Genomic DNA, 17,905 nt, shown 5'->3' on the forward strand with positions numbered 1-17,905 from the left:
CCATACTTATTTGCTAAAAACCGTTTTCCTCCTTCGCCATTCATGTATGCATTTACAATTTTTTTCTTGAATTCATAATCATATTTTGCCATAAAAAAAACGACCTCCAATTGTTAGATTTTCAGGTCTAACTTTTGGGGGTCGGTTCAGCATACAAGGTGGTCGCCTTTTTCTTTTACCTTAGACACTACACTCAAACTTTCATAGTATCTTAAGTAAATCTTAATCAAGATATAAAGGAACTCGTTAGCACTCTAATGACAGGAAAAGGTCTACGAAGGATGACTATGAAAGTTGGATTGTCAACATTTCCCTTGGATCCAGGGGTATCTATAAGAATAGATTGAGACTTGGATAACCCGGTTAGTTCCTTAAGTTGATGCTGAGGTAACTATGCTCGGGGAAACTACTATTTAGCTCTAAATTTATATATGTCTTACAATAATAAATCTATCATGAATTTAATAAAGTAATGGCAAAGTTAGTGAAGGAAGTTAAGATAGTACGAGTTACATGAACATAAGTATATTGTTAGCATAAAAATGAATTTAAATACCAATAAAACTCTTATAAAACTATACTTTTTAATCATATTTATATAAGTGTTATGTTATACTAGTTCTTATAGAGAGATACTCTTTTTCGGAGGGAATAAATGGACGTATGTTATAACAAATTATTTAAATTATTAATAGACAAAGGGATGAAAAAAGCGGACTTAAGAAGAAGCACAGGGATAAGCCCTAATACATTAACAAAGCTAAGTAATCACGAATATGTATCGATGGAAGTCTTAGTAAAGATTTGCAGGGTATTAGAGTGTGACTTTGGCGATATTGTGGAAATAGTACCTAGTAAGGCAAAAGAGCAAGACTAATCTACATGAGTACACCAGTTAATAATAAGAGATGGAGAATAATCAATGGAAGATAAAAAGTATAGTGCAGGTGGCGTTAAGTTTTCTTTTTGGTTTGCAGAATTTCGTAAGATGATAGAGCTACTTAATGAAGGATACACCTTTGACGAAATCAAAGAAAAAGCAATCAATGAGAATCTATTTTTGACACCTACCCAGGCAAGAGCAAAGCAAATTTATACAACCGTTTCAAATCGTATAAAAACTTTAGATAAAGGATTTTATCAGCTTTTTAAAACTAGTGATGTATCTAATCAAAAGCTTATCAATGTGATTGCTATTATGAAGTCAGATCAGCTGTTTGCAGATTTTGTATATGAAGTTTATCGTGAGAAGCTTCTTATTGGTATAGATGAGTTAGCAGATAGTGATATTCGTATTTTCTTTAGGGATAAACAAGTACAAAGTGAGAAAGTAGCTTCTTGGCAGGATTATACCTTAAAGCGTTTAGGGGCTTATTATAAAACTGTTTTAATGGAAGCAGGTATGATAGAAAATAGTACAAGCACGACAAGAAAACTAATCAGACCTATCATGGACAAGGTACTAGCAGACCATTTATTAGCAAGTGACATGAAATTTTATTATGATGCAGTAACAGGAGTGAGATAAATGGCAAGTTTACAAGAGAGACTGGATTTAGCAGAAAACCTCATTAAAAGAGAAAGCTTTCGTCAAAACAAAGGCCTAGGTAATGAAGTAGGCTACTATATATTTGATTATCCAGCAGAGCATGAGCTACTGGTAAGAGAGCATATAGACTATATGAAAGCTAGAAATGCCAAAGGCAACGAAGGCTATGAACTAGTGATATGTGACCTCTATGATATGATTATTGATATTTTAGAGGAAGAAGGATTTTTAGAACAATGTTATCGCTTTGAGGAGAAAAAAGGCTTAGAGCGTATTATAAAGGCAGTTGGTAATTTACTACAAGTAAATGATGACACTAGTCTTATTGTGGAACGTATTAAAGAACGTACACCAAAGGATGCCGTAGTATTTCTCGTAGGGATAGGGAAATGCTACCCCATTCTTAGATCTCATAAAGTACTTAATAATTTACATCAAGCCATCGACTATGTACCAGTAGTCATGTTTTATCCTGGTAAATATGATGGTCAGGCATTAATGCTCTTTTCGGAAATAAAAGATGATAATTATTATAGAGCTTTCAAGCTCGTAGAATAAGGGGGAAAATCATGTTATTAAAAGAAATGTTTGCAAAACCTATTGATAGAGATATTAAAGGTGTTATTAAAGTAGGACAAAGAGATGAAGAAAACATTAGTCAAGAGCTAGAAGAGTATGTAGTGACGAGAGAGCTTCAAAAACACTTTGCAGAGTTCTTTGCTAGCTACAAAAAAGGGATCAATGGCAATACAGATAAGATGGGGGTATGGATTTCAGGTTTCTTTGGAAGTGGTAAATCTCACTTCTTAAAAATCCTCTCTTACTTATTAGCTAACAAAGAAGTTAATGGCAAGAAAGCTTTAGATTACTTTATAGAGGATCAAAAAATAAAAGATCCAATGGTACTCGCAGATATGAGACTAGCTTCAACCGTGCCAACAGATGTAGTGCTTTTTAATATTGACTCTAAAAGTGAGATGTCAAGTAAACAATCTGAGCATGCTATTGTTGCTGTTTTCTTAAAGGTATTTAATGAAATGCAAGGTTTTTGCGGTTCTATTCCTATTCTGGCCGATTTAGAGCGTAGCCTAGAGGAAGTAGAACGCTACGAAGAGTTTAAAACGTTATTTGAAGAAGAATTCGGGAAAACTTGGGAAGCTTCAAGACATAAATTTGACTTTATTCAAGACACAGTAGTAGATGTCCTTGTAGAGATGGGCTTTATGAGTGAGCCTGCAGCACGTAACTGGTGTGAAAAAGTAGGAGAACCTTATAATATTAGTATTGAAAGCTTTGCAAAATTAGTGAAAGACTATCTAGATAGAAAAGGCAACAATCATCACATTGCCTTCCTAGTAGATGAGATTGGTCAGTATATTGGAGATGACTCTAAACTCATGCTCAATCTTCAAACAGTGGCAGAGGATTTAGGGACAGCTTGTAAGGGTAAAGTATGGATTATCGTAACAAGTCAGCAAGACATTGACTCTGTTACCAAGACGAAAGGGAATGACTTCTCTAAGATTCAAGGGCGCTTTGATACAAGACTTTCTCTATCTTCAGCCAATGTAGATGAAGTCATCAAGAAGAGAATTCTAGAAAAGACACCAACAGCTCATCAAACCTTAGAACTGACTTATGAACAGGAACAAACCATTATTAAAAACCTTATTGTCTTTAATGATGAAGTAGAGAAGAAGCTGTACTCAGATAAAGCTAACTTTGCAAGCATTTATCCTTTTGTACCTTATCAGTTTAACTTATTAGCAAGTGTACTAACTTCTATTAGAACACACGGAGCATCTGGTAAACATCTATCAGAAGGGGAACGTTCTATGCTTGCCCTTTTCAAAGAGTCTGCAGCTAAGCTGATTAATAAAGAAGTAGGGACACTTATTCCATTTAATGTGTTTTATGATGCATTGCATCAGTTTATAGATCATAGCCATAGTAGCGTGATTATTAGGGCAGCAGATAATAGTATCATTAACCCTGATCATGAGGAGAACTGCTTTAATGTCAATGTACTCAAAACTCTCTTTATGATCAAATACGTAAAAGAAATTAAGGCAACAGCAGAAAACATAACTAGCTTAATGGTGGATAATATTCATGCAGATCGTATGAGCATGAAAGAGAAAGTAGATGCTGCCCTTAAAGTATTAGTAAGTCAAAGCCTCATTCAAAAACATGGCGAAATCTATGTGTTCTTAACCAATGAAGAGCAAGAGATTAATCGTGAAATCGAAAATCAAGTAGTGGAAATGGGAGATGTGATATTAAAGGCATCAGAAGTAATCTTTGATGACATTTTCCCAGATAAAAAATACCGTTATCCAGCCTTTAATGGCCGCTATACCTTTGCTTTTGGCCAATGGGTAGATGATAGACCTTACAGAGCTAATCAAAGTCATGATATAGGTGTGAGAATATTAACCCCTCAATCTGAGTACAGTGGAGAGGATGCTACACTGAAGATGATGTCAGGTCAAAGTAGAGAAGTATTAGTGGTTCTCCCTAATGACAATACTTTCTTAGAAGAAACGAGAGTAGCGCTTAAAATAGAGAAATTCCTAAAGCTTAACACAGCAACAAGCCTTCCGAAGTTTGAACAAATTAAAGATGCTAAAAGTGCAGAGATGAGAGAATGCAAAGAAAGGGCTAAACTCTTTTTAATAGAAGCCCTTAAAAATGCAGATATTTATGTAAATGGGGATAAAGCGGCTATTGGTGCCAAAGACGTATCTGCTCGTATTAATGAAGCGTTAAGTAAACTCATTGCCAGTGTATATCATAAGCTAGAATACATTACAAGACCTATGAATGAAGCTAGTATTCGTGGTTTACTAAAAAGTTCTAATCAACAGGTATTAGGCTTAGAAGAAGTGAAAGATGCCAACGTACATGCCCTTAACGATATGCTGAGCTATATTGCAGATAATTCAGCACTTCATATGAAAACCTCTATGAAGACCTTAATGGAACGTTTTATGAAAGCACCTTATGGTTTTGTAGAAGATGATGTAGAGTGGCTAGTAGCAAAGCTCTTTAAAGAAGGGGAGATTGCTCTTACTGTCAATGGCTCAGCAGTGACCTTGCTCAATAAATCAGAAGACGAACTAGTTCGTTATATCACAAAGAAAGAGTTTGTAGATAAACTCCTTACAGAGCGCCGTCAAAAAGCCAATGATAAACAAAAGAAAAATGTAAAAACTATTATGAAAGAGTTATTTAATACCACATCAGTAGCAGATGATGACGATGCCATTATGAGCAGTTTTAAAAAGTACGCTACCAATCTCATGAGTGACCTAGAAAAGTATGAGATGATGTATCAAAACAAAGCTTTCCCAGGTAAAAAGGTAGTGGCTAAAGCTAAAAATTCACTAAGAAGCATCTACCAAGTACAAGCAGCTGGTGAATTCTTCGATACCCTTAGTAAACAGCTAGATGACTATCTGGATTTAGCAGAAGACCTAGAGCCTGTACAAAGCTTCTTTGCAGGTAGTCAAAAAGAAATCTTTGAAACAACATTAGATTTAATGGCTATTTACGAAGAAAGTAAAACCTTTATTGCTAGCCCAGAAATAGAAGCTGTAGTAGCGGATATTAAAGGAATTTTAACCAAAGAACAACCTTATAAAGAGATTCCAAAGCTCCCTGAGTATGTTGAAAAGTTTAGAACACTTTACAATGCCCTACTCACTAGCCTGGAAGAACCTATTATAGAAACCATTAATCTAGCCAAAGCACGTATCTTTGAGGAATTAGAAAACAAACCTTATAAAGATCAGGTAAGTGCAGGCTTTAGAGTACGTTTTGAAGAGCTTTATGATAAAGTGGAAAAATGTAATAACGTAGCCAAGCTTCAAAGTATTAAGGCAGAAGCAGAAGCGCTTAAAATACGTATACTCAATGAAATGGCTACAAAAGATGAAGTCCTTGCCAAAGAAGCAGCTAGGAAGGCAGCAGAAGAGCAAAAAAGGATGCAACAAGAAAAAGGTATAGATGGTGGAGGAATAGTAGCAGAACCAGTGGTACCAATGCCTAAGGTAAAAACGAAGAAAAATATTAGCATTCGTACGGTGAGCCCTACTATTTCATGGGAAATCGAAACGGAGCAAGATGTAGATAAATACTTAGCACAGCTTAAAGCAAGAATCTTAAAAGAATTAGCAGAGGACACAGTGGTTAATATTGAGTTTTAAAAGATGAAAAAGGCAGGAAGCGGCATGGATAGCCAAGAGAAGGTAATATATCATGGTCACCATATGAGAATAGAATATCCTGAGATTCGAAAACATCGATTTACAAAGGATTTCTCATGGGGGTTTTATTGTACGGAAATACAAAAACAAGCAGAGAAATGGGCGAGTAAATTTAATACGTCAATCATTAATGTCTATAAACTAAAAGATATAGAACATTTAAATGTGAAACAATTTGAGGACTATACAGATGAATGGCTTGAATTTGTGGTGAATTGCCGTAGTGGCAAAACCCATGAATATGATGTAGTGATTGGACCAATGGCTGATGACACCATTTATGATTATATAGAGGCTTATATAGAAGGCCAGATGAATAAACAGAAGTTTTTTGAGTTAATGAAGTTTAAGTATCCTACACATCAAATTAGTTTTCATACCATTAAAGCACTAGACCATCTTGATTTCTTTAAAAGTTATACCATATAAGAAGATATAAGATAATGGGGTATTACATGAGGAGGTACAAATGAATAAAGCAGCCATTAAAAACTTTGCCATATGGGCAAGACAAAAATTAATAGAGGATATAAGCTACAAAGCAGGGCTTATGGGGATTACAGAAAAGGGAATTAATGTACCGCTCCCACAATCCACAAGAGATATTCAGTTTTTTAACATTGGGGCAAAAGAACCTTTTAGTATCTCAGGAAATGAGATTAGACAACGTGAAAAGTTAGTTCAAGAGATTAAGAGTAAAGAAATAGACTCAGATTACAGCACAGCCTATAAAAGCGTTATAGAAGAAGTAGCATATACTTGGTTTAACCGTTTAATCGCTGTACGTTTTATGGAGGTAAATGACTATTTACCTTCTAAAATACGCGTACTCTCTTCAGAAGCAGCAGGTAAGAGTGAACCAGATATTGTAACCACACCTTTTGAAGCGGATCTAGACTATACAGATACAGAGAAGCAAAAAATTGTAGCGCTTAAAGGGGAAAATCATTTAGATGAGCTATTTCGTATGCTCTTCATTAAACAGTGCAATGCCTTAAATGAAGTTTTACCTCAGCTTTTTGAGAAAACAAGTGACTATACAGAGTTACTATTAAATATAGCTTTTACGGATAAAGAAGGTATTGTTTATCATTTAGTTAATGATATTAATGAAGATGATTTTAATGTAGAAAAAGAAGGGCAAGTTGAGATTATAGGTTGGTTATATCAGTATTATAATACGGTACCAAAAGACGAGACTTTTGCCCTTTTAAAGAAGAACGTTAAAATCACAAAAGAAAGAATACCAGCAGCTACTCAGCTCTTTACACCAGACTGGATTGTACGTTATATGGTGGAAAACTCATTAGGACGTATGTGGGTAGAAGGACATCCTAATGAAGAGCTAAAAAAGAACTGGCAATACTACTTAGAAGAAGCAGAGCAAGAAGAAGAAGTTAAAAAGCAACTAGAAGCCATAAGAGCGGAGTATAGTGAGCTAAAACCAGAAGACATTAAAGTGATTGATCCGTGTATGGGGAGTGGTCATATTTTAGTATATGCCTTTGATGTACTCATGCAGATTTATGAAAGCTATGGTTATAGCCAAAGAGATGCAGCTAAAAGTATTATAGAGCACAATATTTATGGTTTGGATATTGATAATAGAGCATATCAACTAGCTTATTTTGCAGTTATGATGAAGGCAAGAGCGTATAACCGTAGAATTTTAAGTAGTGGTGTGAAATGTAATCTCTATGCGATTAAAGAAAGTAATAGTATTAATAGAGCACATTTGCAGTACTTTGGAAGTAATCTTAGTCCTATAGAAAGAGAAAAAGCTATTAGAGAAATCACAGAGATATTAGATACGATGAAAGATGCGAGAGAGTATGGATCTATTATTGATGTGAAGCCATTTAATAAGGAGCTATTAGAGCAGTTTTTAGAAGGACATAATGCTCATGAACAGATGTCATTTGAGACAGTAGGGATTGAAGAAACACAAGAGAAACTCATGGAATTGATACAGATTGCTTATGTGATGGCTCAGAAATATGAGATAGTCATTACTAATCCACCATATATGGGTGCAAGTGGTATGGGTGTGAAGCTTTCTGAGTATGTGAAGAAGAACTATCCTGACAGTAAGAGTGATTTGTTTGCAGTGTTTATTGAACGTTGTGGTGAGATGAATAAGAGAAATGGCTATCAAGGGATGATTACACAGCATGCGTGGATGTTTTTATCTAGTTATGAAAGGTTACGAAGTAAAATATTAAATAAAAATATTGTTAATATGCTTCATTTAGGAGCAAAGGCGTTTGATGAAATTGGTGGAGAGGTTGTACAGACAGCTAGTTATATTTTAGGACATAGAAATATAACTATGTATGCAGGTAATTATAGAAGATTAGTTAGCTATATTGGGGAAAAGGAAAAAGAAATGGCTTTCAAAACAAGGAAAGAAGAATTTATTACAGGACAGATTAATTATTTAAAGATACCAGGAAAAGTATTTGCATATTGGATTAGAAATTATGATGTTTTTAATTATGGTAATATAGGAGAAAAATTTGTTTCGGGAGGAAGAAATAAAACACACAATAATGAACTATATGTTAGAAAATGGTGGGAGATAAATGACAACAGCAGATGGCAGTTTTATGAAAATGGTGGAACATATAGGAAATGGTATGGAAATTATACAGATGTAGTAGATTGGTCAGAAGAAGCAAAAAAAAGTTATGCATCACATGGAGGACTATATAATGAAAGGTTTTGGGGGAAAGAAGGGGTATGTTGGAATTTAATAACTTCAAGTAATAATGGATTTAAGATAAAAACTAAAAACTTTCACTATAGTTCTGGTTCGCCTACTATATTTTCTCAAGAAAATGATAGTGGATTAGAAGTACTAGGATTTTTAAATTCTAGAGTGGCAAATTTTTTGTTAAAGGTATTTAATCCAACTTTAAACACAACTGTAAATGATGTTTTGTCATTGCCGTATTTTTGTCCAGATAAAGAACAGATAATCAAAAATGTTAAACAAGCCATAAAAATAGCCAAGGCTGATTGGGATTCGTTTGAAATAAGTTGGGATTTTGGTAAACATCCATTTGTTAAATATAGAAATGAGATAGCAGATAGTACCTTAAAGGATATAAGTGATGTAATGTTAAGTCAGGTATATATAAAGTGGAAAGAAGAGCTAGATACTCGCTATGATATACTTAAACAAAATGAAGCAAACATAAATTATATTTTTGAAGAAGCATATAAACTAGAGATACATGATACTAAAAGTATTGATATGCCTACTATATACACTTCTGATGTAGAAAAAGATGTACGTTCATTTATTTCCTATGCGGTAGGCTGTATGTTTGGACGTTATAGTCTTGATGTAGAAGGTCTTGCCTATACAGGTGGAGAGTGGGATGATAATAAATACTCAACCTTTATTCCAGAAAAAAGCAACATTATTCCTATCACTGATGAAGAATACTTTGAAGATGATATCGTAGGTTTATTTGTTGCCTTTGTAAAGAAAACTTTTGGAGAAGCTACTTTAGAAGAAAATTTAGACTTTATTGCTCAGGCACTTGGTAATAAGGGGAATTCCTCAAGAGAAATCATTCGTAATTACTTTATTAAAGACTTCTTTAAAGACCATTGTAAGGTTTATCAAAAACGTCCTATTTATTGGCTCTTTGATAGTGGTAAGCAAAATGGCTTTAAAGCCTTAATTTATATGCACCGTTATGATGAAAATACCATTGGTAACCTTCGTATTGACTACCTTCATAAAATGCAACGTGTTTATGATAGTGAGATTAGCCGTATGCAAGAGATGATAGCTAATAGTGGTAATGCTCGTGAAATAGCAGCATCTGAAAAGCGTAAAGAGAAGCTTACTAAGCAGCTGAAGGAAGCGAGAGAGTATGATGAGAAGATTGCACACCTTGCTGTAGCACGTATTGGTATTGATTTAGATGATGGTGTGAAAGTGAATTATGAGAAAGTGCAGACTGGTACGGATGGTAAGAAGTTAGAGATATTGGCAAAGATATAAGTTAAATAGTTTCCCTAGCATTTTCAGATGCTAGGGATTTTTATATATGTCATTATCGAAAATAGAGTAGCAGGATAGGTATTATATGTAGTTTTTTGATGGTAATTGATGTAGAATTATATATAATATTTAAAAAATAAAATTAAAATCTATACTTAAAATGATATTAGTAAAGAGGAGTAGCGTATGTATATTAGTTGGTTGAGAATTGAAGGATTTAGAAATTTTGTAAATGAAACTATTAATTTTGCTGATAAGACACTTGTAATTGGAACCAATGATGTTGGTAAAACAAATATGATATATGCCTTAAGGTTATTATTTGATAAAAGTCTAAGTGAAAGGGATTTAGAGTTAAGTAATAGTGATTATAATGCCTATACTAGTGCAACTACCATAAAAATAACAGTTTGTATAAAAGATATTAAGGAGGATTGTTTACGAAGTACATTTAATGGAGATATACAAAATGATTCTATGATTATTCAATATCAAAATAGTAAAAATGGAGAGTTTGCCATTTATACGGGTGCTACAGAAGAGTTATTACAAGCTAAAGCAGGAAGATTTTATTTAAAAAGGTTAAACTTAGAATATGTTAATAGTAATAGAGACATCCTATCATTTATGAAGCGTACTAAGTTGCAGCTACTAGATAGATCCAAAGAAAATTTGCTAGAAGCACAAAAGACAAGTGATGCCATAACAGTACAGGCTTTACAAGATGATCTTAAAGCAATGAACGATAAAATAGATAATCTTGAATACATACAAGCATCCTTAAGCAAAGTAAATGATGAATTAGCAAGTTTAGCATTTAATAATGAGGATCAATTAGTTAAATTTACAACAGGTAATAACGAGGTAGAAGATTTATTGAATAATTTAGATTTAGCATATAGTACATCTAAAGGAAATTTAAAAATTGGCGGTGATGGAAGAAATAATCAAATCTATTTAGCTACATGGGTTGCCAAGCAAAAATTTGATAAGAGTTTAGAGCGAGTTACTATATTTGCTATTGAAGAACCAGAAGCTCATTTACATCCACATCAGCAGCGAAAGTTGTCTAAGTACTTGGCTGAAAATTTTACAGAACAAATATTTATTACTACACATTCGAGCCAGATTGCTGCTGAATTTAGGCCAGATAAGATTGTGAGATTATATAGTCAAAGTAAGTGCACAAAGGTTGCTCAAGGTGGTTGTGCAAAAAATATTGGATTAAGTTTTGATGAGTTTGGCTATAGGCTTAATGCAATATCATCAGAGGTTTTCTTTTCAGATGCAGTTTTCTTAGTAGAAGGTCCTTCTGAAAAGTTATTTTATACAGCGTTATCACAAGACCTAGGTATAGATTTTGATAGGTATAATATTACTTTACTAGATGTGAATGGAATAGGATTCAAACCCTATATTAAAATTTGTAAAGCATTAGATATACCATTTGTAATACGAACAGATGATGATATTTTTGAGAAAAGCTATAAAAAAAGAGGAACATATAAGTACTATGGTGGTATAAGTCGTGTCATGGGAATATATGAAGAACTTCTAAGTAACTGTCAAACTGAGGAGTTATATAGATATTGGGAAGAAAATAAGCAATATAATGAGTGGGAGGCAAATGAGGTAGCTTGTCCTCAAGAAACAAGGAATCTTAATAAAACCATTAGGGAAAAGATAGATTTATATAATATATTCTTGTCTGTTAAAGATCTTGAGAATGACATTGTAGCTACCTCGTTATATCAAAGTTTATCTGACCACTATGGAACAAAGGTGCCAGAAGAAATAGTAAAGAAAATGCAAGGAAAGAAAGCAGAACATATGCTTGAGTACTTAAATAATATAAGGAAGTTAGGTGTTTCTCTAGAATGCATAAAAGATGATGCTATTGCAAAACCCATTATACGTCTGAAATCATTAGTGGAAGGGAGAATTAGAGATAGTGAGGAGCAAGGTAGAGCCAACTAAAGAACAGCAAGAAATTATAGATAAAGAAGGAAATATTGTAATCACAGCGAAACCAGGAAGTGGAAAGACATTTACAATCGTTGAAAAGATAAGAAGTATTGCTGATAATTTATTAGACTATCAGGGAGTTATAGCAATATCATTTACGAGAAAAGCTAGTCATGAATTAGAGGTAAGATGTAAGAGGAGAGAAATTCCTAAAAAATGTTCATTTTATGGAACGCTTGATAAGTTTTATATTACTCAAATTATAATGCCCTTTGCAAAACACATTACCAAGAATATCGTGGCTCTAGAAGTGAAAGATAAATTAAATGAATATCCTCAATACAAAGATTTAATACAATTAAAGCAAGGGAAAAGTAGAATACTGGAAGAGTTGTTAATACAATCTTTAGATGAGGGATATATTTTTTTAGAAATTTGTGGTGAAACAGCTGAATATATATTAGAGAATGTCCCAGATTGTAAGAAATATTTAAAAGCTAGATATACCCATATATTTATTGATGAATATCAGGATTGCGGAGAGGTTCAGCACCAGATATTTATGCAGTTAGTGGAACTAGGAATAATAGGGGTTGCAGTAGGGGATTTAGATCAGGCAATATATGCCTTTAGTGATAGATATTCGAAGTACTTAGAGTTATTAATAACAGCAGAGGAATTTACACATCTGCAACTTACTCACAATCACCGATGTCATAAAAGTATATCTGATTATTTATTACGTCTAATGGGTGAAAATATAGAAGAACCTAGTGAAGATATTCGTGTATTTGCTGTAAGTGTTCAAGGACATGAAGAAGAATTAATGGCACAGATAGATAAAAGATTAGAACAAATAAAGGCAGATTTTAATGTAAAGAATAATAATGAGATAGCAATTTTATGCCGTTCTAATGCCTCTGCACAAATAATGGACAAGTACTTACAGACAAAACATAAATTATTTCTAGAAAATGAGTTAGATCGCTATAGTTCATATTGGGCTAGATTTTATAGTGATTTGTTAGGATGTTACTTCGATTCAGGTGTATGTGCAATTGATTTTTGTCAAAGATACATAGATGAAGAGATTGATAGTAAATCATTTACAAAATTAAATCTAATCATAAATAAAATATTTGGCTTATGTGCAGAAGAGTTAAGTGATAATGTAGCTATGTTCTTTGAAGCAGCACGTATAGTTTATCCTGAATATGAAAATGAGGAGATAAAAGAAGTAGTTCAAGAGATAGTAAGTAATATAGAAATTCTAAATAACTATAAGCCGGCATCTGCTGATGAGGTATGTATACTTACATTACATAAATCAAAGGGATTAGAGTATAAAGTTGTATTTCATATGGATTTATACAGATGGATTTTTCCAAGGGAAGGACATAACGTTTTAGAAGAAGAGCAAGTTCAAAGTTTAAATTTACATTATGTGGGTGTCACTCGTGCTATAGAAGCATGCTTTTTAATGCAAGGGACACGGAGATATAGACCAAGTAATAAGGATCTTTATAAAGCAGAAGCATCACCTTTTTTGTTTAAGAATAATTTACATAGTTTCAGAAGAAATATTAGTTGGTAGGGATTTAATAATCTAGTAAAAGAGATAAAAACTAAAATTAAAAATGTAATTAAAACCGACAATCATTGTGGGGGAGTATTTTAAAGTAGTTAATATTATTTTTCTAGGATTGTTATACAGAATACATATATAGGTATGCTATAATTATATAAGAATATATATGTAACAATAGATGTTAAAAATATCACTTAGATAAGTGAAAAATATAATATAAAATAGGTAATACTAAACCGTAGAGGAGGGTGTGAGATGCAAAAAAATTATGAACGGTTGGAAGAAGAGTACTATGGTATAGAAAATGAGCAAGATGACCAATATGATAATGAAGAAACAATAGAATATCCGTTTGATGCGGATATGATTAGAGTAGATCAACAGATGCTATCTTTGGAATACTTATATAGGTTAATGAAGGAGCAAAATTTAGATTTAAGTCCTACATTTCAACGAAGCAAGGTTTGGAAAGAAAAAAGACGTAAGTCTTTACTGATTGAATCCTTAATGCTAAGGATTCCGATTCCAGCTTTTTATTTCTATGAGAATGAAAATGCTACATTTACCGTTATTGATGGTAAACAGAGGCTTACAACCATAAGAGATTTTTTAAATGATGATTTTGCGTTATATGGCCTAGAATATTTGCATGCTTGTGAAGGCAAAAAATTTTCGCAGCTTGATGCTAAATATCAACAACGAATCTATAGAACTCAGTTTGCCATTAATACCTTGGATGTAAGGTCTCCTCATAGGGTTGTATTTGATATATTTAGAAGGGTTAATACGGGTGGAGTAGCACTTAATCCACAAGAAATTAGAAATGCGATGGCATCGGAAGGTACAAGACAATTTTTGAAAAAGCTATCTAAATTAGAAGTATTTAAAAAGGCTACAAGGGCAAGAATAAATGATGACAGAATGGCAGCACAAGAAGTGGTATTACGTTATATAGCATTTAAGAAGTTATATGATGAGCAGAAAGGAAATATTGATTTTATATATGGAGATGTCACATCATATTTAGATACTACAATTATGGAGTTAAGAAAAGCAGCAAAGGATACTTATATAGAGTATGAAGAAAGCTTTGCAAAAGCAATGAAGATGGGGGCTGCTATATTTGGCAAATTTGCTTTTACAAAATGCTATTTGGAAGGAGAAACTATATATAATAATCTAGATATTATTAATAAAACATTATTTACATCTTGGTCAGTAGTTTTATCAGATCCAAAATACCAAAGAGAGAAAATATTAGGTTGTAGGGAAGAAATTGTTAAGCAAGTAGCATATAGGATTACCTATGATACTTCATATGCAAACGCAATTACATTAGGAACAAATGGGAGAAGATCAGTAAACATAGCATTTGAAGTTGCTAAGGAGATTTTGGAAGAGGTACTACACAATGATTAGAGAAATTGAGATAAGGAATTATAAATGTTTAGTAAATAAAAAAATTACAGTAGGAAATTTAAACTTCTTCGCAGGTGGCAATGCTGTTGGTAAGTCTAGTTTTATTCAAGCTATATTATTACTAAGAAGTGCGTATTCTCAAACAGATAAGGGAGAAGTGCAACTTAATGATTTTTATGGTACCAATTTAGGATTGGCAAAAAATGCAATTGCTACTAATCATGACGATACTTCACAAATAGAAATAAAGGCATCCTGTTATGATAGAAATATTTATCATGCTATCTATAAAGTAGGTGAGGAAATAACCATGCCTTTTGCTTTAGAAATAGTAAATAGAGAAGATATAGAGAGACAAAAAAAAGAAAGTAACAGTAAGATTGATAACATCTCTTTTACTTATTTGAATGCTGAACGAATAGGGCCTAGAATTGCCTTAGATATGGGAAATGATAAAAACTTAAATATAGGATTTAAAGGAGAATATACGAATCATGTTATTAATAAAGCTGACAAACTAAGAATAGATATACATGATAATCTTAAGGTTAGTGTACTTGATAAATTCTCGGCACATTGTCAAGAATGGTTAAATACGATTATACCAGGAATAGAGCTTAGTACAGAAGTGAATGAGAATGTTAATAAAGCAATTATCCAGTATAAAAATAATAAGACATCTAGTGAATTTTACACACCCACTGGTACAGGTTTTGGAATTACATATACCTTACCAATTATTGTTGGGGGATTACTTGCTTCAAAACAGAAAGATAGCATATTTATAGTTGAAAATCCAGAGGCTCACTTGCATCCAAGTGCACAATCTAATTTAGGGAAATTCTTAGCATTATTATCTTCAACAGGAATTCAATTATTTATAGAGACTCATAGTGAGCACATTATTAATGGTGCAAGGCTACAATTAGCTAAAATGCATAATACAGATAATATGCATGTTTTCTTTTTCTCAAATGAAGGAAAGAGTATAGATATTGATAGTATTACACTTAACGAATATGGTGAGTTAGATCACTGGCCTATAGGTTTTTTTGATCAAAGTAAAATAGACTTAAGAGAATTAGTGAGGTTAAGGATGTGTGGGAAGTAGAGTTTTATACCATAACATTTGATCTACTTAAGTGTACAACCATTGAAGAAGCAGAAAGAGTTATCATGGCATATTTAGAAATGATAAGTGAATTAAGAAGAAATAAGTTGTCGATTAAAACACCAAGTGATTTGTATAATACTAAAATATGTAGTGAATTAGAGTTGTTTGAGTACTTGTTCTATGATGATCAAGGGCAGAATGAAGATATTCGCAGTTTAATAAGGGAAATAATAGAGAAAGATATTAAAACAGGAGATATTTCTTTTGATGATTTAATTTACTTGTTAAACAGTGACTATTATAAAGCTTATAAAGCCTTAATAAGTCATAAGCAAGTAGAGATTGATATAGATGAAAATTTAAAAGTGCTAGATCCTAAAGGATATCTAGCACCTTATAGGTTTTATCTATCTCACAGTGAAACATTAGAGGAGTTTCAAGAAGCAATGAAGGATTGTTTTCCTCATTTGTTATTTCACAATAGAGTTTATCAAACAATGAATGCAAAGCTAAGAGATATTGGTAGTTTTCAAGAAGAACTTATAAGACATTTATCGGCAATAAATGATTATGCAAAAGAAGTTTATGAAGAGGTAGGTAATCGAGAATTCTACAGAGTATTTAAATCACGTTACAACATAGAATGCAGTGGAAGAGGAAGTAGAGAATGTGGGGATGGTTTTAAGTGCAAATTTAGTAATAGGAGTGGAATAGAGGAAGAAGTAACCTGTAATCCTCATACAAAGTTATATAACAGCTATTCTGAGTACAGAATTTATTTTAGTTTTGGAAAAGAAAGTATTGCGGATGGAAAGATTCTTATTGGTCATATTGGTGGACATTGGGAATAAGAAAGACTAAAAGATACTTAAATTAAAAATAACATGATACAGATCTGAAAAGATTAATAGTATCCTAGTAAAAGTTGCGAAATAGGGAGTTGATACAATGAAATCTCAGCGTATCTTTTTAATCCTTGATATATTTAGAAGAAAAACCAATGCTAATACAGGTATTAAGATAAAAGAAATTCAAGACATTTTAGAGATAGAAGAGAATCTACAAGTAAGTAGAATGACCATTACAAATGATATTCTCTTTTTACAAGAAAGCATGAAGCAACCTATTTTGAAAAAAATGGGGGCGCATAATACTGCTTATTATTACTTTATACCCTATTTGAAAAATAATGAAGTAAGAATATTGTTAGATTCATTAGGTGCTAATAAATTTGTATCAGATAGAGATAAGAAAAAGTTAGCAGATGATTTATTAGGTCTTGTAGCTGAAGAAGATCAAAGAAAATTACGAAATATGGTTAAGACCAATTCTTTAGCAGAAGATGGTGAAGACATATTATATACTTTAAAAAAGGTTCAAGAGGCAATAGAAGAAGAGCGTTTTGTCGCATTTGAATATGGTAAATATGGGATGGATAAGAAGCTCCATCTTACAGGTAAGTCTTATAAAGTAGTGCCTAAAGAAGTTTATTATTTCAATGATAGATATTATCTCATAGCTTATAAAGATGGAGAACTAAGAAATTTTAGGATAGATCGTATATTAGGTGTGCGAGTGGAAGAATTTCATTATCAGGTAGGGAAAGTTGATTTAGGGAAGTATGACCTCATTCACTTTGATATGTTTGGAGCAGAAGAGATAGATGTTATACAGCTAAGAGTGAGTAATTATTTATTAGATTCTGTAGTAGAAAGGTTTGGTAAAAAGGTTAATGTAAAACCAGAGCTAAACCATCCAGAATGCTTTGTTTTAACAGAAAAAGTAGGTATTAATCAAGGATTAATAAGATGGATATTAAAGCAGGGAAAAGGTATTAAAGTACTTTCACCAGAAAAGCTTAGAGATAGAGTAATGAATGAAATAAAGCAGATGATAGAGCTATATGAATAATCATATGGCTCTATTTTTTTGTAATAAAGTTCTAGATGATACGTAGATTAACATCTGGAAACTTATAATAAGA

At 32.6% G+C, this 17,905-nt stretch carries 12 protein-coding genes; all 12 read left to right on the forward strand.

Going from position 1 to position 17,905, the window contains the following annotated elements; all coding sequences use genetic code 11:
* The first annotated feature begins 655 nt into the window (after positions 1–655).
* Positions 656–877: a helix-turn-helix domain-containing protein gene (locus tag CS063_RS14860; protein WP_099450487.1), complete on the forward strand. Its 222-nt coding sequence runs from the start codon at positions 656–658 to the stop codon at positions 875–877.
* Positions 878–922: 45 nt separating this feature from the next.
* Complete coding sequence (locus tag CS063_RS14865) at positions 923–1,528, forward strand: DUF1819 family protein (RefSeq protein ID WP_099450488.1); 606 nt, start codon at positions 923–925, stop codon at positions 1,526–1,528.
* Positions 1,529–2,107, forward strand: coding sequence for a DUF1788 domain-containing protein (locus tag CS063_RS14870; protein WP_099450489.1), 579 nt, complete (start codon positions 1,529–1,531; stop codon positions 2,105–2,107).
* 11 nt (positions 2,108–2,118) lie between these two features.
* Positions 2,119–5,757 carry a BREX system P-loop protein BrxC gene (brxC, locus tag CS063_RS14875; RefSeq protein ID WP_099450490.1) on the forward strand — a complete coding sequence of 1,213 codons (3,639 nt, stop codon included), beginning with the start codon at positions 2,119–2,121 and terminating at the stop codon, positions 5,755–5,757.
* 3 nt (positions 5,758–5,760) lie between these two features.
* Positions 5,761–6,246 carry a DUF3990 domain-containing protein gene (locus CS063_RS14880; protein ID WP_308415533.1) on the forward strand — a complete coding sequence of 162 codons (486 nt, stop codon included), beginning with the start codon at positions 5,761–5,763 and terminating at the stop codon, positions 6,244–6,246.
* A 40-nt stretch (positions 6,247–6,286) separates the two neighbouring features.
* Positions 6,287–9,835 (forward strand): BREX-1 system adenine-specific DNA-methyltransferase PglX, encoded by a 3,549-nt coding sequence (gene pglX, locus CS063_RS14885; RefSeq protein WP_099450492.1) that lies wholly within the window; start codon positions 6,287–6,289, stop codon positions 9,833–9,835.
* 186 nt (positions 9,836–10,021) lie between these two features.
* Complete coding sequence (locus CS063_RS14890; RefSeq protein WP_099450493.1) at positions 10,022–11,812, forward strand: ATP-dependent nuclease; 1,791 nt, start codon at positions 10,022–10,024, stop codon at positions 11,810–11,812.
* The gene (locus tag CS063_RS14895) at positions 11,787–13,394 is read left to right on the forward strand and encodes a UvrD-helicase domain-containing protein (RefSeq protein WP_099450494.1); all 1,608 of its coding nucleotides are present in this window, start codon (positions 11,787–11,789) and stop codon (positions 13,392–13,394) included. Before CS063_RS14890 ends, CS063_RS14895 begins: the two co-directional genes overlap by 26 nt.
* A gap of 249 nt (positions 13,395–13,643) precedes the next feature.
* Entirely contained in the window at positions 13,644–14,807 is a 1,164-nt protein-coding gene (locus CS063_RS14900) for a DUF262 domain-containing protein (protein WP_099450495.1), read from the forward strand.
* On the forward strand, positions 14,800–15,918 hold the full coding sequence (locus tag CS063_RS14905; protein WP_099450496.1) for an AAA family ATPase: 1,119 nt from the start codon (positions 14,800–14,802) through the stop codon (positions 15,916–15,918). The genes CS063_RS14900 and CS063_RS14905 overlap by 8 nt, the downstream gene beginning before the upstream one ends.
* Positions 15,906–16,772: a hypothetical protein gene (locus CS063_RS14910; RefSeq protein WP_099450497.1), complete on the forward strand. Its 867-nt coding sequence runs from the start codon at positions 15,906–15,908 to the stop codon at positions 16,770–16,772. The genes CS063_RS14905 and CS063_RS14910 overlap by 13 nt, the downstream gene beginning before the upstream one ends.
* A 97-nt stretch (positions 16,773–16,869) precedes the next feature.
* A complete protein-coding gene (locus tag CS063_RS14915) occupies positions 16,870–17,832 on the forward strand; it encodes a helix-turn-helix transcriptional regulator (protein WP_099450498.1) in 963 nt (320 codons plus the stop codon).
* Positions 17,833–17,905 lie beyond the last annotated feature (73 nt).

It is taken from the genome of Sporanaerobium hydrogeniformans (genome assembly GCF_002735925.1).
Taxonomy (GTDB): Bacteria; Bacillota; Clostridia; order Lachnospirales; family Cellulosilyticaceae; genus Sporanaerobium; species Sporanaerobium hydrogeniformans.